Raw genomic sequence first — 21,745 nt, forward strand, 5'->3', positions numbered from 1 at the left:
CTTGCCGTGACGGCAGGTTTTTCTATGCCTTTCGTCCGGTGAGCTCATCACGAGAAAACCCACTCCTTGCCTGACCACCTTAGTTGGCAGGCTACAACCCGTAAGGAGCATTTATGCGTCATTACGAAATCATCTTTCTGGTTCACCCGGACCAGAGCGAGCAAGTCGGCGGCATGGTCGAGCGTTACACCAAGCTGATCGAAGAAGACGGTGGCAAGATTCACCGCCTGGAAGACTGGGGCCGTCGTCAGCTGGCTTACGCCATCAACAACGTCCACAAAGCCCACTACGTGATGCTCAACGTAGAGTGCACCGGCAAGGCCCTGGCCGAGCTGGAAGACAGCTTCCGCTACAACGACGCTGTGATCCGTAACCTGGTCATCCGTCGCGACGAGGCCGTTACTGGTCAGTCCGAGATGCTGAAGGCCGAAGAAAACCGCAGTGAGCGCCGCGAGCGTCGTGAACGTCCTGAAAACGCTGAGTCCAACGACAGCGATGACAGCGACAGCAACGACAGCGACAACGCTGACGAGTAATCCACGGATCTATTGAGGAGCCAATCACATGGCACGTTTCTTCCGTCGTCGTAAATTCTGCCGTTTCACCGCTGAAGACGTGAAAGAGATCGATTTCAAAGATCTCAACACCCTGAAAGCCTACATCTCGGAAACCGGCAAGATCGTTCCCAGCCGTATCACCGGTACCAAGGCTCGTTATCAGCGTCAGCTGGCCACCGCTATCAAGCGCGCCCGCTTCCTGGCCCTGCTGCCCTACACCGACAGCCACGGCCGCTGAGATCGGATAGTCGACAAGCGTTAAGGAATAGATCGCATGCGCGCCCTGGCTGAATACATCATGCGCGGCCGTATGCAGGCCACCCTCGTGGTGGCAGGTTCAAGTGTTTTGCCGTTGTTGTTCTGGGTCGGTGCTGCTGCCAGCAGTCTGGTACTGCTGCGCAGAGGGCTGAGTGATGCGTTGGGCATCCTTGTCTGGGCATTGTTTCCGGCGCTTTACATCTGCTACCTCGGTGAGCCGAGTGTATTGCTGGTGATGCTGGGAACGTTGGTGTTGGCGCAGGTGTTGCGTACAACGACCTCCTGGGTTCGGGTGCTGAGTGCATGCATTCCGCTTGGCGTCGTCTTCATGCTGCTGGCCAATACAGTGTTTGCGGGTGTCCTCGAGGGTTATGTCGAGGTGTTCAAGCAGGCATTGGCCGAGTTGCCCGCAGGCTCTGCAGGTGGTGCGACCGACGAGCAGATTCAGAACATGCAACAGATCGCGCTGCTGCCGTTTTTGCAGGGCATGATGACGTTCTTCTGGTTGAGTACGAGCGTTCTCGGTCTTGTTCTTGCGAGGTACTGGCAAGCGTTGCTGTACAACCCCGGCGGTTTTGGCGAAGAGTTTCGTCAAGTTCGTCTGCCGGCGCCTTTGGCGATTGCTCTGCTTGTCGGTGTGCTTCTGGCACCGGCAGTGTTGGGGGATGCGGGTTGGTCGGTCACGCTGGTTTGTATGCTGCCCCTGATGCTGGCCGGTCTGGCGCTGGGGCACGGGTTGATCGCCATGAAGCAGTTGTCCAGCTTCTGGTCTATTGGCCTCTACGTAGCGTTGCTGGTAGCGATGAACCTGATCTGTTTATTAGCCGTTATCGACAGTCTGTTTGATTTTCGCGGTCGCCTGGCGCGCAAGAACGGCCCGGGCTCTGCGAACGGTGAAGGTTAAAAGTTAAGAGGTAAGACCCAAATGGAAGTCATCCTGCTGGAAAAAATCGCCAATCTGGGCAACCTGGGCGACAAAGTGAACGTTAAAGCCGGTTACGGCCGTAACTTCCTGCTGCCGCAAGGCAAGGCCACCGCTGCTACCGCTGAAAACGTAGCTGCGTTCGAAGCCCGCCGCGCCGAGCTGGAAAAAGCCGCTGCCGAGAAGAAAGCTTCCGCTGAAGCTCGCGCTGCTCAACTGGCCGAGCTGGAAGTTACCATCACCGCCGTTGCTGGCGATGAAGGCAAACTGTTCGGTTCGATCGGTACTCACGACATCGCTGACGCCCTGACCGCCTCCGGCGTTGAAGTGGCCAAGGCTGAAGTTCGTCTGCCTAACGGTACTATCCGTCTGGTCGGCGAATACGACGTTGCCGTGCACCTGCACACCGACGTTGAAGCCACCGTCAAGGTAATTGTGGTCGCCGCCTAAGAGCCCGCCCATGATCTGCGGCGCGTCGGCCCTGCTGCGTTGAACGCTGGTTCGCAATGCTCATTTACTACTCGTAAACTGCGCTTGCTCACCAGCGTTCGCCTTGCAGGGCTCTAGCTCGCTAGATCATGAACAGACTCTAGCTAGCAGCCGCCAGGCGGGCTTGCACTCAGGTGCGGGTCTGCCAAAATCGGGCACGTCATTGCGTAAGCGGTGACGTGCCCGTTGCTTTTCTACCGCCGTATTTTTTCTTCCCGAGCCTATGAACGACATCAGCATTCCCGAGCAATATGACCTGCAGACCGCGGCCCTGAAAGTGCCGCCGCACTCCATCGAGGCGGAGCAGGCAGTGCTGGGCGGCCTGATGCTGGACAACAATGCCTGGGAACGAGTGCTCGACGGCGTGTCAGATGGCGACTTCTATCGCCATGATCATCGCCTGATTTTCCGCGCGATCTTCAAGCTGGCCGAGCGCAACGCGCCGTTCGACGTGGTCACCCTGTCCGAGCAGTTGGACAAGGAAGGCCAGCTGTCACAGGTCGGCGGTCTGGCCTATCTCGGTGAGCTGGCGAAGAACACCCCGTCTGTGGCCAACATCAAGGCCTACGCGCAGATCATCCGTGAGCGCGCCACCCTGCGTAAGCTGATCGGCATCAGCAACGAGATCGCCGACAGCGCCTATGCCCCGGAAGGCCGTACCGGTGAGGAAATCCTCGACGAGGCCGAGCGCAAGATCTTCGAAATCGCCGAAGACCGGCCCAAGACCGGCGGCCCGGTGGGCATCAACGACATCCTGGTCAAGGCCATCGACCGTATCGACGAGCTGTTCAACAACGGTGACGCGATTACCGGTCTGTCCACCGGCTTCGACGATCTGGACAACCTGACCAGCGGCCTGCAGCCGGCCGACATGATCATCGTCGCCGGCCGTCCGTCGATGGGTAAGACCACTTTCGCCATGAACCTGGTGGAAAACGCGCTGATGCGCAGCGACAAGGCGATCCTCGTCTACTCGCTGGAGATGCCGTCGGAGTCCATCGTCATTCGTATGCTCGCCTCGCTGGGGCGCATCGACCAGACCAAGGTGCGTGCCGGTCAGCTCGATGATGACGACTGGCCGCGTCTGACCAGTGCGGTCAACCTGCTCAACGACCGCAAGCTGTTCATCGACGATACCGCCGGTATCTCGCCGAGCGAGATGCGCGCACGTACCCGCCGTCTGGCCCGTGAGCATGGTGAGATCGGCCTGATCATGGTCGACTACCTGCAGCTGATGCAGATTCCCGGTTCCAGCGGCGACAGTCGGGTCAACGAGATTTCCGAAATCTCGCGCTCGCTCAAGGCCCTGGCCAAGGAATTCAACTGCCCGGTGATCGCCCTGTCGCAGCTCAACCGCGGCCTCGAACAGCGCCCCAACAAGCGCCCGATCAACTCCGACTTGCGTGAATCCGGTGCGATCGAGCAGGACGCCGACATCATCCTGTTCGTCTATCGCGACGAGGTCTATCACCCCGAGACCGAGTACAAAGGCGTGGCCGAGATCATCATTGGCAAGCAGCGTAACGGCCCGCTGGGCACCGCGCGCCTGGCCTTCCTCGGCAAGTTCTCGCGCTTCGAGAACCTGGCGCCGGGCAGCTATCAGTTCGACGACGAATAAATCGCTGTCACGCAAACCTGCTGTGCGCAGGACCGGCTGCGTTGCGCGCCATCTTCGTGAACAAATGTGCGGTGTTCCGGGCTTGCCCGCCCAGCGTTGACGGCAAAGATGGTCTGGCACAGATCAATGAAAATGGGTGCCCAGCGGTTAAGATGGGCACCCGTTTTTCGTTCAGGCCCTCTGTCATGCGTCCGCTTGCTGCCATCGTCGACCTCTCCGCCATCGTCCACAACTACAGCATGGCCAAGCGTTGCGCGCCGGGGCGTCAGGCGTTCGCAGTGGTCAAGGCCAACGCCTATGGGCATGGCGTGCGTGAGGTGGTGACGGCGCTGCGCGATATCGCCGACGGTTTCGCCGTGGCCAGCCTGGAAGAGGCTGCGGAGGTGCGCGCGATGCACGACGAGGCGCGTATCCTGCTGCTGGAGGGCTGTTTCGAGACTGGCGAATATGCCATCGCCGCCCAGCTCGGCTTCGATCTTGTCGTGCAGAGCGCGGCGCAGGCCGAAGCATTGCTCGCCAGTGAGCTGCTGCGACCGCTGAACGTCTGGCTGAAGCTGGATTCCGGTATGCACCGCCTGGGGTTCGGCGTCGACGAGCTGCGCCAGTGGCATGCCCGCCTGCAGGACGCCGGGCAGGTGGCGGAGCTCAATCTGATCAGCCATTTCGCTTGCGCCGACGAGCGTGGCCATCCGCTCACCGAGCAGCAGGTTGAGTGTTTTCTAGGTCTGCTGGATCTGGACTTCAATCACCGCTCGCTGGCCAACTCTGCAGCAGTACTGACCATTCCCGCTGCGCACATGGATTGGCTGCGGCCCGGCATCATGCTCTACGGTGCCACGCCTTTCGCCGATCTCAGCGCCAGTGAGCTGGCCTTGAAGCCCGTGATGACCCTGGCTGCACGGGTTATCGCTGTGCATGAGGTAGCGGCTGGCGAAAGCGTCGGTTATGGCGCGGCCTGGGTGGCCGAGCGAGATTCGCGCATCGCTACGGTCAGTTGCGGATATGCCGACGGTTATCCGCGGCATGCGCCCAGCGGTACGCCGGTGCTGGTCGACGGGCATCTGGCGCCCTTGGCGGGCAGGGTTTCGATGGACATGCTGGCCGTGGACATCACCGATGTGCCGGAGGCGGACATCGACTCGCCAGTGGAGCTATGGGGCAGCAACCTGCCGGTGGATGAGGTCGCGATCGCTTGCGGCACCATTGGTTACGAGTTGCTGACCAAGGTCACGGCCCGCGTGCCGCGTCGCTACATCGGCTGATCAAGCCAGGCCACTTGGCACCTTGAGCACATCCAGCTGCAGGCAGGCCTGTTCGCTGAGTTCGCCATCGTCGCCATGCACGCGTGAGCCTGAACGCCCCAGCTCCTTGACTCGATAGAGGCTGGCATCTGCCGTTTTATACAGGGCGGTGAAGCTCTGCGCGTGGCTGGGATAGAGCGCTACGCCAATACTGACCGTCACGCGCAGGCGTTCCGCTCCGTAGTGCACGGGTACCGACAGTTCGGCCACCAGGCGCGCGGCGATTTCCCTTGCTTGGCTTTCCGCATCGCTGCCACAGATCAATGCCGCGAATTCGTCTCCGCCCAGGCGTGAGACGGCATCGCCGGCGCGCACGTGCTCGCGTAGACGTTTGGCAATCACCTGCAGCATCAGGTCGCCAGCCGCATGGCCGAAGCGATCGTTGATCGGCTTGAAGTGGTCCAGGTCGATCAGCAGCAGCGCTACGCTTTCCTGGTGCCGCTCGGCATGCGCCAGGGCCGACTCGCAGCGCTCTACCAGATAGCGTCTGTTGGGCAGTTCGGTCAGTGGGTCGTGGAAGGCCGCATGCTGCAGCTCGTGTTCGCGGGCTCGTAGCTGTTCGTTGGTCGCGGCCAGTTCGGCGGTGCGTGCGGTTACCGCGGCCTGCAATTCATCGGCGCTGGCTTGCAACTGCGCCAGGCGTGCAGTTTTCTCGCGGTCGGCCTGCTGCTGCGCATCTGCGCGTTCCTGCTTGAGTATCTGGATGCGGTAGGCCAGGGCGAACGAGAACAGGATGGACTCGGCTGCCACGGCCAGGGGGAACACATAGGCGTTCCACTCGGCCGGTTGCAGCACGCCCGTGGTACGCAGCAGCAGAATGGCGACGCTGCCCAGCACCAGGCCGTAGCCGTAGAGATACAGCTGGGCGGGGAAGAACCCCTGACGCCAGCGGATCACAGCACTGCCAAGTGCAGCGGGAATGCTGGTCAGCGACAGCAAGGCAATGGCCCAGGCCGCCAGATGGCGCTGCTCGAAGAAGTTCAGGACGATGGCGGCCAAGTAGATCACGCAGGCCATGTTCAACAGGTGATGCGCCCAGCGCACGTAGAGCCTGGTTTGCAGCAGCGTCTGGGTGAAGCGGCTGGCGAACAGGCCCCACAGAGATGGCAGGGTGATTCGGTCGAGCCAGACCGGCACGGGGTGATTCGGCCACAGATACTGTGCGCCATGACCGGTCATGCTGATGATGAACAGCAGCGCGAAGGCGGTGGTCAGGACGTACCAGAAATAGGCTTTGTCGCGTAGCGAGATGAGGATGAACAGGTTGTACAGCAGCAAGGCGAAGACCACGCCGTAGATCACGCCCAGCCCCAGGTTTTCGCGTATGGCCAGTTGCGTGAGGTCGTCGGCTTGCCAGATGCGCAGCGGGAAGGAGTTGCCGGCCGGGTCGAAGGCGCGCAGATACAGAGTCAGTGGCTGCTCGCCCAGGGCTGGCAGGTCGAACACCATGCGCCGATACGAATGGTCGCGGTTCTCCGTGAAGGGCACCCGTTCCCCCGACTCGCGTAACTGCCAGCCACCCTGACCATCAGGCAGGTAAAGCTGCAGATCGAGCTGGGTCACAGAGCCAACCTCCAGCACCCAGTTTGCCGGAGCGTTCACGTCGCGCTGCACACTGAGCTTGATCCACCAGGGGTTCTGACTTTGGCCCACACTGGCACGGCCATTGGCTGCCTGAAAGCGCGATTGCTGCTCGGCTGAGGTGATATCGGTAATGCTCAACGTGCCGTGCGCGTCTTCCAGTAGCTCGACGTCGCTGTTGAGTGCCGAGCCACTGCTGCTCTCGCCAAGCATGATGGCGGGCGCTGCCTGGCTGGTGGAGGCCAGCGACAGCAAGAGAGCGAGCGATAAGACGAAGCGCTGCAGCATAGGCATCCTGAGAGCGGGTTCTCGAGTGTTTGAGTATATGCACAGGATCGTCATCGATCTAAAACAAATCTGGCGCCCGATGATGCAGGAAGGTGCCACGTTTTCTTGATATTTCAGCGACGATGATGGGCGTGTGAATGCCAGGGTGGGTGGTCCTTGTCGGCGCATTAAACCCAGTGAATTAGTCTGGTTTGGTTAATTTTTGTGCTATGATCCGCGCCCCTCGTGATAGCCCGCTGATCAAAAAATATGCAAGCCGCCAAGCCGCTGTTCGACTATCCCAAATACTGGGCCGAGTGTTTCGGGCCCGCTCCCTTCCTGCCGATGAGCCGGGAGGAGATGGATCAATTGGGTTGGGACAGCTGCGACATCATCGTGGTGACCGGTGACGCCTACGTCGACCATCCGTCGTTCGGCATGGCCATCATCGGCCGTCTGCTCGAAGCCCAGGGCTTTCGCGTCGGGATCATCAGTCAGCCGGACTGGCGCAGCAAAGACGACTTCATGAAGCTCGGCGAGCCGAACCTGTTCTTCGGCGTCGCCGCCGGCAACATGGATTCGATGATCAACCGCTACACCGCCGACAAGAAGATCCGCAGCGACGACGCCTACACCCCCGGCGGCGTGGCCGGCAAGCGCCCGGATCGCGCCAGCCTGGTCTACAGCCAGCGCTGCAAGGAAGCCTACAGCCATGTGCCGGTGATCCTCGGTGGCATCGAGGCCTCGCTGCGCCGTATCGCTCACTACGACTACTGGCAGGACAAGGTGCGCCGCTCCATCCTGATGGACGCCACCGCCGACATCCTGCTCTACGGCAACGCCGAGCGCGCGGTGGTCGAGGTGGCCCAGCGCCTGTCCCGTGGCGAGTCGATCGAGACCATCAGCGACGTGCGTGGCACCGCCTTTATCCGCCGTGACACCCCGGGGGACTGGTTCGAGATCGACTCCACGCGCATCGACCGTCCGGGCCGTGTCGACAAGATCATCAACCCCTATGTGAACACCCAGGACACCGAGGCCTGCGCCATCGAGCAGGCTAAAGGCGAGGTCGAAGACCCCAACGAAGCCAAGGTCGTGCAGATTCTCGACAGCCCGCGCATGACCCGCGACAAGACGGTGATCCGCCTGCCGTCGTTCGAGAAGGTGCGCAACGACCCGGTGCTCTACGCCCACGCCAACCGTGTGCTGCACCTGGAAACCAACCCGGGCAACGCCCGCGCGCTGGTGCAGAAGCATGGCGAGGTGGATGTGTGGTTCAACCCGCCACCCATCCCCATGACCACCGAGGAAATGGACTACGTGTTCGGCATGCCCTACGCCCGTGTGCCGCACCCGGCCTACGGCGGTGAGCGCATCCCGGCCTACGAGATGATCCGCTTCTCGGTCAACATCATGCGTGGCTGCTTCGGTGGCTGCACCTTCTGCTCGATCACCGAGCACGAAGGCCGCATCATCCAGAACCGCTCGCATGAGTCGATCATCCGCGAGATCGAGGAGATGCGCGACAAGGTGCCGGGCTTCACCGGCGTGGTCTCCGACCTCGGCGGGCCGACCGCCAACATGTACCGCATCGCCTGCAAGGACCCGGAAATCGAGCGTCACTGCCGCAAGCCGTCGTGCGTGTTCCCCGGCATCTGCGAGAACCTCAACACCGATCACTCCTCCTTGATCGAGCTGTACCGCAAGGCGCGTGCGCTGCCGGGCGTGAAGAAGATCCTGATCGCCTCCGGCCTGCGTTACGACCTCGCCGTGGAGTCGCCGGAGTACGTCAAGGAGCTGGTCACCCACCACGTTGGTGGCTACCTGAAGATTGCTCCGGAGCACACCGAGCGTGGCCCGCTGGACAAGATGATGAAGCCGGGCATCGGCTCCTACGACCGCTTCAAGCAGATGTTCGAGAAGTTCTCGAAAGAGGCAGGCAAGGAACAGTACCTGATCCCTTACTTCATCGCGGCGCACCCGGGTACCACCGACGAGGACATGATGAACCTCGCCCTGTGGCTCAAGCGCAACGGCTTCCGCGCTGACCAGGTGCAGGCCTTCTACCCGTCGCCAATGGCCACGGCCACGGCCATGTACCACTCGGGCAAGAACCCGCTGCGCAAGGTCACCTACAAGAGCGACGGTGTGGAGATCGTCAAGAGCGAGGAGCAGCGCCGTCTGCACAAGGCCTTCCTGCGTTACCACGACCCGAAGGGCTGGCCGCTGCTGCGTGAGGCGCTGACCCGCATGGGTCGCGCCGACCTGATCGGCCCGGCCAAGCACCAGCTGATCCCGGCTACCCAGCCGGCCGGTGATGGCAGCTACCAGAGCGCGCGGCGCAAGAACTCCACCCCGCTTGGCAGCAAGAAGGCCGGCAACGGCAACAGTAATGGTGGCGGCAAGATCCTTACCCAGCACACTGGCCTGCCACCGCGCGGCAGCGACGGCAGCAAGCCCTGGGACAAGCGCGAGCAGGCCAAGGCGGCTGCCGAGGCGCGTAATCAGCAGGCCGCGCGCGAGCGTTCCGGCGCCGGTAAGGGCAAGGGTAAGAAACCGACGAAAAAGCCCGTCGCGCCGCGCTGAGTCATTCCCGCATATGAAAACGCCAGCTTGATGCTGGCGTTTTTGTCGCGGTGGCGACTAGGGCTTCGCGCTGAAGCTACAGGTCAGGTAACGGTTGCTCAGGCCATAACGCAGGATCGACCCCAGACGCTTGAGCAGGTACAGCGGGTGCTGGCGATAGTAGGCCAATACGGCATTGCCGACGCCTTCCGAGCGGTGCTCGCGTACTTCCTTCTGCTCCGACTTCTTGAACAGGCCGGAAAACTCCCAGCGCTGGATCTGTTCGAACTGTACCTGTGGATGCAGGCCGTGCCGGTTAAAAAGTGTGCGGAAGCTACGCGGGCTGAAATCGTGCAGGTGGTGCGGGTTGCCATCGAGCGTCGGGGTGGTCGGTACCGAGGCGATGATGCGGCCACCCTTGGCCAGCAGTCGAGCGAGGTTTTCCACCAGGCGCACCGGGTCTGGCAGATGTTCGATGGTTTCCAGGCTGACGATGCTGTCGAAGCCTTCCGCGTCGCTGAAACTCTCGGCATTGGCGCACAGGTAGCGCAGGTTGGGCAACTGATAGTGCGCTTGCGCATAGGCAATCGCTTGCGGATCGATATCGATCCCGGTGATCTGTTTGTCCGGGTGCCGTTCAGCCATCAACGCGCTGCCATAACCACAACCGCACGCCATATCGAGTACGCGCGCTCCCTGCAGAGCCGTGCTGGCGAATTCGTAGCGCTGCATGTGCAGGTCCAGTGTGGCCTGGTCGGCGGCGAGCTGCTGATCCATCTTCAGTGGGTAGATACGTTCCAGCGTATGCATGGCGGCCTGTCCTTGGTCTGTGGCGAGAAGTGCGGCGTTCGCAGTCTGCGGCTTCTCGCTGGTTGCAGCAAGCGTATCGCCCTGGAGGGGCGACATGTGGCCAGGCACCTGCATTTCGACGCTGAGCAGGTGCTGAGGTGTGTGCGGCGGCCAGCAGGATGGCAAGACAAAAAAGCTGCGCCGATTGTCATCCGCCTGCAGCGCTCCCTGCTCTATAGTTGTGCGCCTATGTGACCCTGGTGCGGGAGGCGCCCCTATATGGGGCCGGCTTTGCGCGGCGCGCTGGAAAACCTGCGGTTTGCCTCTGGCATAAGTCTTGCGCTACACAGGGTATCGTCCAGGCTAGCAGGAGGCCGCCGTGTCGATTCATGTCGCGCTGCATCATGTCACCCACTACCGCTACGACCGTGCGGTGAACCTTGGCCCGCAGGTGGTACGTTTGCGTCCTGCACCTCACAGCCGCACACGCATTCTCTCCTATGCGTTGAGTGTCGAGCCCGGCGAACACTTCATCAACTGGCAGCAGGACCCGCAGGGCAATTACCTGGCCCGCCTGGTGTTTCCGGAGAAGACCCGCGAGTTCAAGGTCGAGGTTGACCTGGTTGCCGAGATGGCGGTGTTCAATCCGTTCGACTTCTTCCTCGAGCCCTATGCCGAGCGCATTCCGTTCGCCTACACCGAGGGCGAGCAACGCGAGCTGGCGCCTTATCTGGTCAAGCTGCCGCCCACGCCACTGTTCGCCAAGTATTTGGCCGGCATCTCTCGCGAAGAGCGGCCCAGCGTCGATTTCCTGGTCGAGCTGAACCAACGCCTATCCGCCGACATCCGTTACCTGATTCGCATGGAACCGGGCGTACAGACGCCGGAAGAGAGCCTGAAGAATGCCTCGGGATCATGCCGCGACTCGGCCTGGTTGCTGGTGCAGTTGCTGCGTCATCTGGGCCTGGCGGCGCGCTTCGTTTCCGGTTATCTGATTCAGCTCACCGCTGACGTCAAATCCCTCGACGGTCCCTCCGGCACCGACAAGGACTTCACCGACCTGCATGCCTGGTGCGAAGTCTATCTGCCCGGTGCCGGCTGGATCGGCCTCGACCCCACCAGCGGCTTGTTCGCCGGCGAAGGTCATATCCCGCTGGCGTGCAGCCCGGAACCGTCTTCGGCGGCGCCGATCACCGGTGGGCTGGACGAATGCGAGGTGGAGTTCGAGCACCTGATGAGCGTCGAGCGCGTGTGGGAGGCGCCGCGCGTCACCAAGCCTTACAGCGAGGCGCAGTGGCAGGCGATCCAGGCGCTGGGCCGGCAGATCGACGCCGATCTGCAGCAGCATGATGTACGTCTGACTATGGGCGGCGAACCGACCTTCGTCGCTCTCGACTACCCCGATGATGACGAATGGAACACTGCCGCGCTGGGGCCGAACAAGCGGCGGCTGGCCGCCGACCTGTTCTACCGCCTGCGTGACCACTACGCGGCCAATGCGCTGGTGCATTTCGGCCAGGGCAAGTGGTACCCCGGCGAGCAACTACCGCGTTGGTCGCTGAACTGTTTCTGGCGCCGTGATGGTGAGCCGCTGTGGCGCGAACCGAAGCTGCTGGCTGACGAAAAGCGCGGTTACGGCGCCACGGCGGAGACTGCAGAACGCTTCCTCACGACCCTGGCCGCACATTTGGGTGTGGAGGCAGGCAATGTTTTCCCGGCCTTCGAGGACTGGTTCTACTACCTGTGGCGCGAGCGCAAGTTGCCGGATAACGTCACTCCGGACGATCCGCGTCTGAGCGATCCACTGGAGCGCGAACGCCTGCGCAAGGTATTCGATCAGGGGCTCGATGCGGTGGTAGGTCATGTCCTGCCGCTGGCGCGTCAGGTGGTCGGCGAGGGGTGGCAGAGCGGGCGCTGGTTCCTGCGTGACGAGCACTGTCGGCTGCTGCCGGGGGACTCGGCGCTAGGCTATCGTCTGCCGCTCGATTCTTTGCCCTGGGTGAGTCAGACCGACTACCCCTACGTCAATCCGGTCGACCCCAGCCAGGCGATGCCGCCGTTGCCCAGCCCGGCACAGATACAGCGTCAGCTACGCGGTGTCTGGCGGGGAGCCAGCGCTGGTGTGCAGAGCGCGCGCCCGGCCAGTGGCCAGTCGGCTGCCGGTATCGTGCGTACTGCATTATGCGCCGAGCCGCGTGATGGCCGTCTGTACCTGTTCATGCCGCCGCTGGCGCACCTGGAAGACTATCTGGAGCTGGTCGCGGCCATCGAAGCGGTGGCTGCCGAGCTCAATTGTCCGGTGCTGATGGAGGGCTACGAGCCGCCGCAGGACCCGCGTCTGCAGTACTTCCGCGTCACCCCCGATCCGGGTGTGATCGAGGTGAACATTCATCCGGCCGCCAGCTGGGATGAGCTGGTTGAGCGCTGTGAGTTCCTTTACGAGGCGGCGCGGCAGTCGCGCCTGTCCAGCGAGAAATTCATGATCGACGGCCGCCATACCGGCACCGGCGGCGGCAACCACTTTGTGCTTGGCGGTGCCACATCGGGCGACTCGCCATTCCTGCGTCGCCCTGACCTGTTGCGCAGCCTGATCAGCTACTGGCACAACCACCCGTCGCTGTCGTACCTGTTCAGCGGCCTGTTCATCGGCCCGACTTCGCAGGCGCCGCGGGTGGACGAAGCGCGCAACGATGCACTGTACGAGCTGGAAGTGGCGTTCGCACAGATGCCCGAGCCGGGCCGCGACTGCCCGCCCTGGCTGGTCGACCGTCTGCTGCGCAACCTGCTGGTGGATGTCACCGGCAACACCCACCGCGCCGAGTTCTGCATCGACAAACTCTACTCACCGGACTCCGCCAGCGGCCGCCTCGGCCTGCTCGAACTGCGCGCCTTCGAGATGCCGCCGCACGCGCAGATGAGCCTGGCTCAGCAACTGTTGCTGCGCGCCTTGATCGCGCGCTTCTGGCAGGAGCCTTATCGCCCGGCGAAGCTGGTGCGCTGGGGCACCGAGCTGCACGACCGCTTCCTCCTGCCGCATTTCGTCGAGCAGGATTTTGCCGACGTGCTGCAGGAACTCGGCAGTTTCGGCTACCGCCTGCGTAACGAGTGGTTCGCTCCGCACTTCGAATTCCGCTTTCCCAAGGCCGGCGACTTCGCGGTCAAGGGGATCGATCTGGAGCTGCGCCAGGCTTTGGAGCCCTGGCATGTGCTGGGCGAGGAGGGCGCTATCGGCGGCACCGTGCGCTATGTCGATTCGTCGCTCGAACGCATGCAGGTGAAGGTGGGCGGCATGGCGCCGGATCGCTACGTGTTGACCTGCAACGGCGTGCCGGTGCCGCTGCGCCCGACGGGCAAGGTCGGCGAGTTCGTCGGTGGCGTGCGTTTCCGCGCCTGGCAGCCGGCCAGTTGTCTGCAGCCGACCATCGGCGTGCATGCACCGCTGGTGTTCGACCTGATCGACACCTGGATGCAGCGCTCGCTGGGTGGTTGCCAGTACCATGTCGCCCATCCTGGTGGACGCAATTACGAGAGCCTGCCGGTCAACGCCTACGAGGCCGAGAGTCGGCGTCTGGCGCGCTTCTTCCGTCTGGGCCACAGCCCGGGCAAGCGCCCAGTCGTGCAACCAATGGACAATAATGAACTACCGATGACCCTGGACCTGCGTCGCGTCTGATGTCGATCCAGGCTGTGGGAGGCGCTTTAGCCGCGAACGATCGCCGCTGAAGCGCCTCCCACGGATGCAACTGATCAATCTGCGTCATGCCGCCTTGCCACTGCCGAGTCAACCATGCACGACCTGCTAGCCGATTACCCGCCCCCCGCCGGGGCCTATCATGAATTGCTCGACGCCAAGGGTGGCGTGCGCCCGCACTGGCGCCGTTTCTACGAGCAATTGGCACGCAGCCGCCCCGAGCATCTGGCGCAACGCGAGGCCATGCTGGCTCGGCAGATTCAGGAGAACGGCGTTACCTACAACGTCTACGCCGACCCCGAAGGCGCCGACCGGCCCTGGGAGCTGGACCTGCTGCCCAACCTGATTCCTGCGGATGAATGGCAGCAGATAGCCGCCGGGGTCGCCCAGCGCGCGACCCTGCTGAACCGCGTAGTGGCGGATCTGTATGGCCCGCAGAAGCTGATCGGTGAGGGCCTGCTGCCGACCGAACTGGTATTCGGCCACAATAATTTCCTCTGGCCCTGCCAGGGCATGCAGGCACCTGGTGGCACCTGGCTGCATCTGTATGCGGTGGATCTGGCGCGGGCGCCGGATGGTCGCTGGTGGGTCACTGCGGACCGGACCCAGGCACCCTCCGGCGCAGGTTATGCGCTGGAGAACCGGCAGATCGTCTCGCGTGCCTTCCCTGAGTTGTATCGCGATCTGCGTGTGCAATATCTGGCTGGCTTCTTCCGCACCCTGCAGGACACCCTGGCGCGCCAGGCGCCCAGTGGCGGAGAGACGCCGCTGGTAGTGCTGCTGACCCCCGGGCGCTTCAACGAGAGTTATTTCGAACATCTGTATCTGGCCCGCCAGCTGGGTTATCCGCTTGTCGAGGGCAGCGATCTGACGGTGCGCGATGCCACGCTCTACCTCAAGACGTTGGCCGGCCTGCGCCGTGTACATGCGGTGCTGCGCCGTCTCGACGACGATTATTGCGATCCACTGGAGCTGCGCACCGACTCGGCTCTGGGCGTGCCAGGCTTGCTTGAAGTGGTGCGCCGTGGGCGCGTGCTGGTGGCCAATGCATTGGGCTGTGGTGTGCTGGAGTCGCCCGGTCTGCCCGGCTTTCTGCCCGCGATCAGCGAGCATCTGCTTGGCGAAGAACTGTTGCTGCCGTCCATTGCCAGCTGGTGGTGCGGTGAGCCGCCGGTGCTGGACGAGGCGTTGGAAAAACTCGACGAGTTGCTGGTGCGCCCGGCGTTCCCGTCGCAGAGTTTTGCACCGGTATTCGGCCGCGATCTGGACGAGGCGCAGCGCGCCAAGCTGGCTGAGCGCCTCAAGTCGCGCCCATATGCCTATGTCGCCCAGGCGCGGGCCAAGCTGTCGCAGGCGCCGGTATGGGACGGCCGCAGTTTGCAGCCGCGAGCTATCGGCATGCGCGTGTTCGCGGTGGCCAGTGCCGACGGTTACCGGGTGATGCCTGGCGGCCTGACGCGGGTAGCCGGTGAGGCCGACGCCGAAGTGGTGTCGATGCAGCGCGGTGGCGCAAGCAAGGACACCTGGGTGCTGGGTACGCGACAGAGTGGCGGCGAGCCCTGGCAAACGCAGCGTACGCTGGGCACCGCTGACCTGGTGCGCAGTGACCCGTTCCTGCCGTCGCGGGTGGTGGAAAACCTGTTCTGGTTCGGTCGTTACGCCGAGCGTTGTGAAGACAGCGCGCGTCTGCTGCGGATCATGCTGGCGCGTTATGTCGATGACGATGACGATCCGCAGGCGCTGCAGAGTGCGCTGGCACTGGCGCAGGACCTGGGGCTGCTGGCCGATCCAGAGGAAGGTGAGCTGGAAGCACGTCTGCTGCAGGCATTGCTCGGCGGCGACTGGCCGGCCAGCCTGCGTGCCAACCTGCAACGCTTGCAGTGGGCCGCCGGCAGCGTGCGTGGCAAGCTGTCTCAGGCCAACTGGCAGGCGCTGGTCGAGCTGCAACGCGAAGCCCAGTTGCTGGAAGCCCAGCCCGCCGACTTCGGCGAGTTGCTGGACTTCCTCAATCGCCTGCTGATGTCGCTGGCCGCGCTCTCCGGTTTCGCCCTGGATGACATGACCCGTGACGACGGCTGGCGCTTTCTCATGCTGGGTCGCTACATCGAGCGTCTGCAGTTTCTCTGTGACAGCTTTGCCGGGTTCCTGCGCAGTGGTTCGGCCACTGACCAATCGGCGCTGGAGTGGCTGCTGGAACTGGGTAACAGCAGCATCACCTATCGCACCCGTTACCTGGCTTCTGCGCAGCTGATTCCGGTGCTCGATCTGCTACTGCTGGATGAGCAGAACCCGCATGCCGTGCTGTTCCAGCTGCGCACCATGCTGGTTTCGCTGAAGCGTCTGGACGAGCGCTTCGAGGTGCCTGCCGAGCGCTACCTGGTCTATCTGGAGCAGCAATTGAGCGCCTTGAGCCTGGCCAGCCTGGAAAACCCGCTGTTCGGTCCCGGCAGCACCCGCGCGGTGCTCGAAGGCCTCGCCGATCTGCTGGTCGCCATCAGCGAAGCCGCTGGTGCAGTATCCGACCACCTCGGGCTACGTTTCTTTGCCCATGTCGATGTCAGCCAGCGGACGCAATCTTCATGAGCAGCGCGTTGTATCAAGTGCTTCACGACACCCACTACCGCTATTCGGCGCCGGTCTCCCTGGCCCAGCAGTTGGCACACCTATGGCCGCGCGAGTGTTCCTGGCAGCGCAATCATGAGCAGCAGTTGCGCATCGACCCGCAGCCCTGCCAGCGTCGCGATGGTCTGGATGTCTTCGGCAACCCGCTGACGCGGCTGGTCTTCGAGCGTCCGCACGAGGCGCTCAGCGTCAGCGCGCGCCTACGTGTCGAGGTGCTGGCACGGCCGGAACTGGATCTGGATGAGTCGCCGAACTGGGAGGCTGCCTGCGCGGCGCTTAGCTACAGCGGCTCGCGTCTGGCGCCGGACTTGCTGGAGGCCGCACGTTATCGTTTCGAATCACCCTACGTGCGGCTCAAGCAGGTGTTCGCCGACTTCGCCGACGACTGCTTCACCCCGAGCAGGCCGCTGCTGCAGGCCGGCCAGGCGCTGATGCAGAAGATCTTCGACGAGTTCAGTTTCGATGCCGGCGCCACTCAGGTGGCGACGCCGCTATTGCAGGTGCTGGAAGAAAAGCGTGGCGTGTGCCAGGACTTCGCTCATCTGATGCTGGCCTGTCTGCGTTCGCGTGGCCTGGCGGCGCGTTACGTCAGTGGCTACCTGCTGACCCAGCCACCGCCCGGTCAACCGCGCCTGATTGGCGCCGATGCCTCGCATGCCTGGATTTCGCTGTATTGCCCGCGTCAGGGTTGGGTGGATTTCGACCCGACCAACAACGTGCGGCCGGCACTGGAGCACATCACCCTGGCCTGGGGCCGGGATTTCTCCGATGTTTCGCCGCTACGTGGGGTGATTCTGGGAGGCGGCAGCCACGACCCTGAAGTTCAGGTGACGGTGCTGCCGTTGGGCTGACGAGACGGCGGGCGTTGCCCCCGCACGTGTCAGTCGACCAGTTTCACGCTGCCTTTCATCAGCGAGTAATGGCCGGGGAAGGAGCAGAAGAAGCTGTAGTCTTCGCCTGCTGCCAGCTTGCTCACATCGAAGCTTACCGAGGTGCTTTCGCCGCCACCGATCAGGTCGGTATGGGCGATCACGCGCTCGTCGCCAGCCTTGAGGTAGCTTGCGTCAGCCCCGGCGGGAATACCGTCGGTGGCGATGCCCGGCATATCAGCAGTCTTGCTCAGCACCCAGTTGTGACCCATGGCGGTCTTGGGCAGCGAGCCTGTGTGCTTGAGATTGACGGTGAAGGTCTTGCAGCTCTTGCTGATGGAGATGGCCTGGGTGTTGTAGGTCATCTGGTCGGTCGATTCGACATCTACCGAGCATTCGGCGGCGAGCAGCGGGGTGCTGGCCAGGCCGAGCAGAGCGATTAGAGCGGCGTTACGCAACATCGTTGAATCCTCCAGATTCTGAGTTTCCGGTCAGGTCAGGAAAGAGTCGCACAGCTTGCCCCTCTACTGGGTGCGACCGAACGCCACGGTGGTTTATCCCGAGAAACTGTGGATAAGACTGTTGAGAAGCTCTGTAATGCCCGCCCAGAGCGCTGTCCTGCGGGCTTTTTGGGCTGCTGGTCAGGTTCTGCCCAAGGCATGCCCGCAGAGCAAAAAATCCTTTGTAATGAATTGATTGGCTGCAGACAGAGGGTAAAAACAGCGACGCAGTCAGACACTGTCAGCTTATCCCCGAAAACCGTGGAGCAAGCTGTGGATAAGCTTGGGGAAAGTGCCTCCAGGCCAGCGCTCTGGAAGCCTGGCGTCGGCTGCTCAGGAAATGAGCGTCTCAGTCAGCACTGGCTGGACGTAGTGCGCGCCACAGGCGGCTGGCCACGCTCACCAGCGGCACGCTGATCAAGCCAGCGACGATGCCCAGCAGGGCGTTGAGCAATGTCGGCACCAGTGCCGAAAGCAACTGGCCGGCATCCTGCGCGACCCACTCGGCGGCGTGGTGTACGGCGGCCTCGACCGGGGGCAGGCCATGGCTGAGGATGCCCCCGCCAACCAAGAACATCGCAGCGGTACCGACTACCGAGAGTGTCTTCATCAACCAGGGGGCCAGAGCCAGCAGAGCGCGGCCAATGCGTTGGGCCAGCGCGCTGCTGCGTTGGCTGAGATAGAGCCCGGCGTCGTCCAGTTTGACGATGCCCGCCACCAGGCCGTAGACCCCAATCGTCATCACCAGCGCGATGGTGCTGAGGACCACGAGCTGATTGACGAAACTGGCGGCTGCCACTGTGCCCAGGGTGATGGCTATGATTTCCGCCGAGAGGATGAAATCCGTGCGCACCGCGCCGCGGATCTTGTCGCGCTCGAAGGCCACCAGATCGACCTCAGGGTTGGCCAGAGCTTGCAGATGCGCCTTCTTGCCGTCGTCATCGTGGCGATGCAGGAACTTGTGCAGGAGCTTTTCCGCTCCTTCGTAGCAGAGGAACAGGCCGCCGAACATCAGTAGCGGCACCACCAGCCAGGGCGCCACTGCGCTGATCAGCAAGGCGGCAGGCACCAGGATCGCCTTGTTGATCAGCGAACCCTTGGCCACCGCCCAGACTACCGGCAGTTCGCGGTCGGCCCTGACACCGGTGACCTGCTGGGCATTAAGCGCCAGATCGTCACCCAGTACGCCCGCGGTCTTGCGTGCGGCGACCTTGGTCATGGTGGCGACGTCGTCGAGTACGGTGCTGATGTCGTCGATCAGGGCGAGCAGGCTGCTTGCGGCCATGGTGTGGCTTCCGTGTCTGGAGAGGGCAGGGCGCCAAGCCTAGCACTGCCTGGGCTGTCTGCGTATCGACAGTGCTCAGTCTGGTGAGCGATCGACCCATTTCGGCGCCGCGCTGGGTTGCCACTCGGCCAGGGCGTCGAGCAGATCTTGCGGGCTGCTTGCGATCTGCAGCATGTCGCGGTGCTGCGGGCGCACGAAACGTTCCGCGACGAGGTGATCGAGAAAATCGCCGAGCTTGCTGTAGAAGCCGTTCACTTCCAGCAGGCCGAGAGGCTTGGAGTGGTAGCCCAGCTGACCCCAGGTCCAGACTTCGAACAGTTCCTCCAGCGTTCCCAGGCCGCCGGGAAGGGCGATGAAGGCATCGGCCAGTTCGGCCATGCGCGCCTTGCGTGCGTGCATGCCGTCGACCACTTCCAGGCAGGTCAGGCCGCGATGGCCAATCTCGGCACGCTCCAGGCTTTGCGGGATGATGCCGATCACTTCGCCCCCGGCGTTCAGGGCCGCATCAGCGACCACGCCCATCAGGCCGACCGCGCCGCCACCATAGATCAGGCGGATACCGCGTTGAGCCAGGTGCTGGCCGAGTTCCTCGGCAGCCTGGCGATAGATCGGACTGGCGCCAGGGCTGGCACCACAGAAGACACAGACGCTACGCAGGGACATTGACGGGCTCCTTGGCTGAATGTGCCAAGGGTAACGGCCTGTTGCGTCGCGACCAAGCTTCAGAAGCGCGTATCGATGCCGCAGGTGGCGCAGGCGTAGGTGGCGAGAAACTGTTTGAGCAGATCGTTGAGGTGCATGGCGCGGCTTCCTGACGCGGGAACATGCGGGTCAGGCTAGCTCTGATGAGAGGGGTGTGCCGTTAGATTGTTTCGATGACCCTGATAGCCGGCCAGATCAGCAAAATAAAGTTTTCCACCAAGTCTGTGGGTAGCGCTGTGGAAAAGCTGGTGGCGGTTATCCATCAGCCTGTAACAATGCCGCTTTCAGGCTGCTGGCGAAGATTTGATCAACAGTTATTTTCCTTTATTAACAGAGGCTTGACAGCTTTTTGGGAAAGTGTAGCAAGCGCTTGGCGTTGTCCAAGATAGCTGTGGGTGGTCTTGTTGATAACTTCTGTACCTATTGTTGAGAGCCTTTATTCATAGGGCTTCCAGCGTTTTGGTGAATTTATGAACAGCGTGTTCGTGGAGCAGCTTGGTGGTTGATTGTCCAGCTTGGCGGTGTTTTTTCCTCCAGCTCAGATGAGTTATACTTGGAGGTTGTTGATCGCTCTGTGGATAAGCTGGGTATGATTCATGCCAGCACCTGTTGCTGCAGGCTCGGGTGGCGATGAGGTATTGATCGTCAACCTACTGACTGGGCAATGCACCGAGTTGGGTGGAGCGGCCGAGCAGTTGCAGAGCTCGATCCGGGTAGTCGGTTATCAGGCCGTTGCTTCCCATTTGCAGCAGATTGCGCATGTCGGGCTGCTCATTGATGGTCCACAGCTGCACGTGCAGCCCACGCGTCTGGGCATTACGAATCAGCCGGGGTGTGGCGATGGTCAGCCCGTTGTGCTGCTGCGGAATCTGCAGCACGGCGTAGGAGGGCGACAGCAGGTCGCTCAGACCCAGCCAGTTCAGTGCCAGCAGCATGCGCACCGAGATCGGTCCGGCTGAGGTGGCGACTTCCGGGCAGAGTTGGCGAAAGCGGGTGAGGCTGCGTTCATGAAAGCTGCCAACGATGACCCGGTCGAGCTGGTCATAGGCCGCCAGCATTTCGCATAGCACCGCCTCCATGCCGACATCGGCCACCTTGATCTCGAGTATCTTGGGAATCAAAGGGAATTGTTCGAACACCTCTGCCAGCGAGGCGATACGGGTGCCCTGGCCGCGGTAGGGGTAGCTCTGGCCGCCGTCGGCCGTCCAGTTGTAACCGGCATCCAGGGCCTGCAGCTCGGCCAGACTGTAATGCGCGACCTGGCCTTCGCCGTTGGTGGTGCGTTCCAGCGTCTCGTCATGGATCACCACCAGTTGAGCATCCTGGCTCAGGTGCAGATCCATCTCGAGCATGTCGACGCCCAGGGTACTGGCGCGTTCGAAGGCGAACAGTGTGTTTTCCGGCCACAACCCCTTGCCGCCGCGGTGGGCGATAACCAACGGGCGTTGACCCAGATCTGCCAGCACAGCCGGTGTCGATGCCGGACGGCTGGTCAGTGCCAACGCCAGTATGACGACGGCGATCAGCAGCAGCGGGGCGATCAGAAATCGAGTGAGGCGCAGCATGGGGCTAGGTCTCGAAGCCAGTTCGGGACTTTGTGCCCCAGCGTAGAGGCGTTGGCAAGTGTTACAGCCGACGCGGGTAGGGTGCGCCGCGCGCACTGCAGCATCCGCGCAGTGCGTGTCGGCATCGGTGCGCATGGCGCACCCGAAGCACTGTCGGCTTTCAG

At 62.6% G+C, this 21,745-nt stretch carries 16 protein-coding genes; 10 read left to right on the plus strand and 6 right to left on the minus strand.

Annotated elements, in window-relative coordinates; genetic code table 11:
• Positions 1-113 precede the first annotated feature (113 nt).
• The 6 genes from rpsF (at position 114) to alr (ending at position 5,106) form a co-directional block, all read left to right on the plus strand.
• Positions 114-536: a 30S ribosomal protein S6 gene (gene rpsF / locus ACJRW5_RS01595; RefSeq protein WP_047590140.1), complete on the plus strand. Its 423-nt coding sequence runs from the start codon at positions 114-116 to the stop codon at positions 534-536.
• Between the two features lie 28 nt (positions 537-564).
• Positions 565-795: a 30S ribosomal protein S18 gene (rpsR, locus tag ACJRW5_RS01600; protein ID WP_003246847.1), complete on the plus strand. Its 231-nt coding sequence runs from the start codon at positions 565-567 to the stop codon at positions 793-795.
• 36 nt (positions 796-831) lie between these two features.
• Positions 832-1,719: a YybS family protein gene (locus ACJRW5_RS01605; RefSeq protein WP_484568786.1), complete on the plus strand. Its 888-nt coding sequence runs from the start codon at positions 832-834 to the stop codon at positions 1,717-1,719.
• A 21-nt stretch (positions 1,720-1,740) separates the two neighbouring features.
• Complete coding sequence (gene rplI, locus ACJRW5_RS01610) at positions 1,741-2,187, plus strand: 50S ribosomal protein L9 (RefSeq protein WP_484568787.1); 447 nt, start codon at positions 1,741-1,743, stop codon at positions 2,185-2,187.
• A gap of 262 nt (positions 2,188-2,449) precedes the next feature.
• Positions 2,450-3,844 carry a replicative DNA helicase gene (gene dnaB / locus ACJRW5_RS01615; RefSeq protein ID WP_484568788.1) on the plus strand — a complete coding sequence of 465 codons (1,395 nt, stop codon included), beginning with the start codon at positions 2,450-2,452 and terminating at the stop codon, positions 3,842-3,844.
• A gap of 185 nt (positions 3,845-4,029) precedes the next feature.
• Positions 4,030-5,106 (plus strand): alanine racemase, encoded by a 1,077-nt coding sequence (alr, locus tag ACJRW5_RS01620; protein ID WP_484568789.1) that lies wholly within the window; start codon positions 4,030-4,032, stop codon positions 5,104-5,106.
• Here alr and ACJRW5_RS01625 read toward each other — a convergent pair whose 3' ends face one another.
• Entirely contained in the window at positions 5,107-7,014 is a 1,908-nt protein-coding gene (locus ACJRW5_RS01625; protein ID WP_484568790.1) for a diguanylate cyclase, read from the minus strand.
• A gap of 249 nt (positions 7,015-7,263) precedes the next feature.
• On the opposite strand from ACJRW5_RS01625, the gene ACJRW5_RS01630 reads away from it, so the two are divergent.
• A complete protein-coding gene (locus ACJRW5_RS01630) occupies positions 7,264-9,579 on the plus strand; it encodes a YgiQ family radical SAM protein (RefSeq protein WP_484568791.1) in 2,316 nt (771 codons plus the stop codon).
• A gap of 57 nt (positions 9,580-9,636) precedes the next feature.
• Here the strand turns inward: ACJRW5_RS01630 and ACJRW5_RS01635 are convergent, their stop codons facing one another.
• Positions 9,637-10,368, minus strand: coding sequence for a class I SAM-dependent methyltransferase (locus tag ACJRW5_RS01635; protein WP_484568792.1), 732 nt, complete (start codon positions 10,366-10,368; stop codon positions 9,637-9,639).
• Positions 10,369-10,726: 358 nt separating this feature from the next.
• On the opposite strand from ACJRW5_RS01635, the gene ACJRW5_RS01640 reads away from it, so the two are divergent.
• From ACJRW5_RS01640 to ACJRW5_RS01650, 3 genes are all read left to right on the plus strand, one after another.
• Positions 10,727-14,020, plus strand: a complete 3,294-nt coding sequence (locus ACJRW5_RS01640; protein WP_484568793.1) for a transglutaminase family protein — start codon at positions 10,727-10,729, stop codon at positions 14,018-14,020.
• A 114-nt stretch (positions 14,021-14,134) separates the two neighbouring features.
• Positions 14,135-16,621, plus strand: coding sequence for a circularly permuted type 2 ATP-grasp protein (locus tag ACJRW5_RS01645; protein WP_484568794.1), 2,487 nt, complete (start codon positions 14,135-14,137; stop codon positions 16,619-16,621).
• On the plus strand, positions 16,618-17,511 hold the full coding sequence (locus tag ACJRW5_RS01650) for a transglutaminase family protein (protein ID WP_484568795.1): 894 nt from the start codon (positions 16,618-16,620) through the stop codon (positions 17,509-17,511). Before ACJRW5_RS01645 ends, ACJRW5_RS01650 begins: the two co-directional genes overlap by 4 nt.
• A 29-nt stretch (positions 17,512-17,540) precedes the next feature.
• On the opposite strand, the gene azu is transcribed toward ACJRW5_RS01650, so the two are convergent.
• From azu to ACJRW5_RS01670, 4 genes are all read right to left on the minus strand, one after another.
• Positions 17,541-17,990, minus strand: a complete 450-nt coding sequence (azu, locus tag ACJRW5_RS01655; protein ID WP_484568796.1) for an azurin — start codon at positions 17,988-17,990, stop codon at positions 17,541-17,543.
• Between the two features lie 388 nt (positions 17,991-18,378).
• On the minus strand, positions 18,379-19,314 hold the full coding sequence (locus tag ACJRW5_RS01660; RefSeq protein ID WP_484568797.1) for a DUF808 domain-containing protein: 936 nt from the start codon (positions 19,312-19,314) through the stop codon (positions 18,379-18,381).
• Between the two features lie 75 nt (positions 19,315-19,389).
• Positions 19,390-19,977: a cytokinin riboside 5'-monophosphate phosphoribohydrolase gene (locus tag ACJRW5_RS01665; protein ID WP_484568798.1), complete on the minus strand. Its 588-nt coding sequence runs from the start codon at positions 19,975-19,977 to the stop codon at positions 19,390-19,392.
• A gap of 689 nt (positions 19,978-20,666) precedes the next feature.
• Positions 20,667-21,581: a glycerophosphodiester phosphodiesterase family protein gene (locus tag ACJRW5_RS01670; protein WP_484568799.1), complete on the minus strand. Its 915-nt coding sequence runs from the start codon at positions 21,579-21,581 to the stop codon at positions 20,667-20,669.
• Positions 21,582-21,745: the final 164 nt, after the last annotated feature.

The organism is Pseudomonas pichavaramensis (assembly GCF_050473265.1).
In the GTDB taxonomy this organism is placed as follows: Bacteria; Pseudomonadota; Gammaproteobacteria; order Pseudomonadales; family Pseudomonadaceae; genus Aquipseudomonas.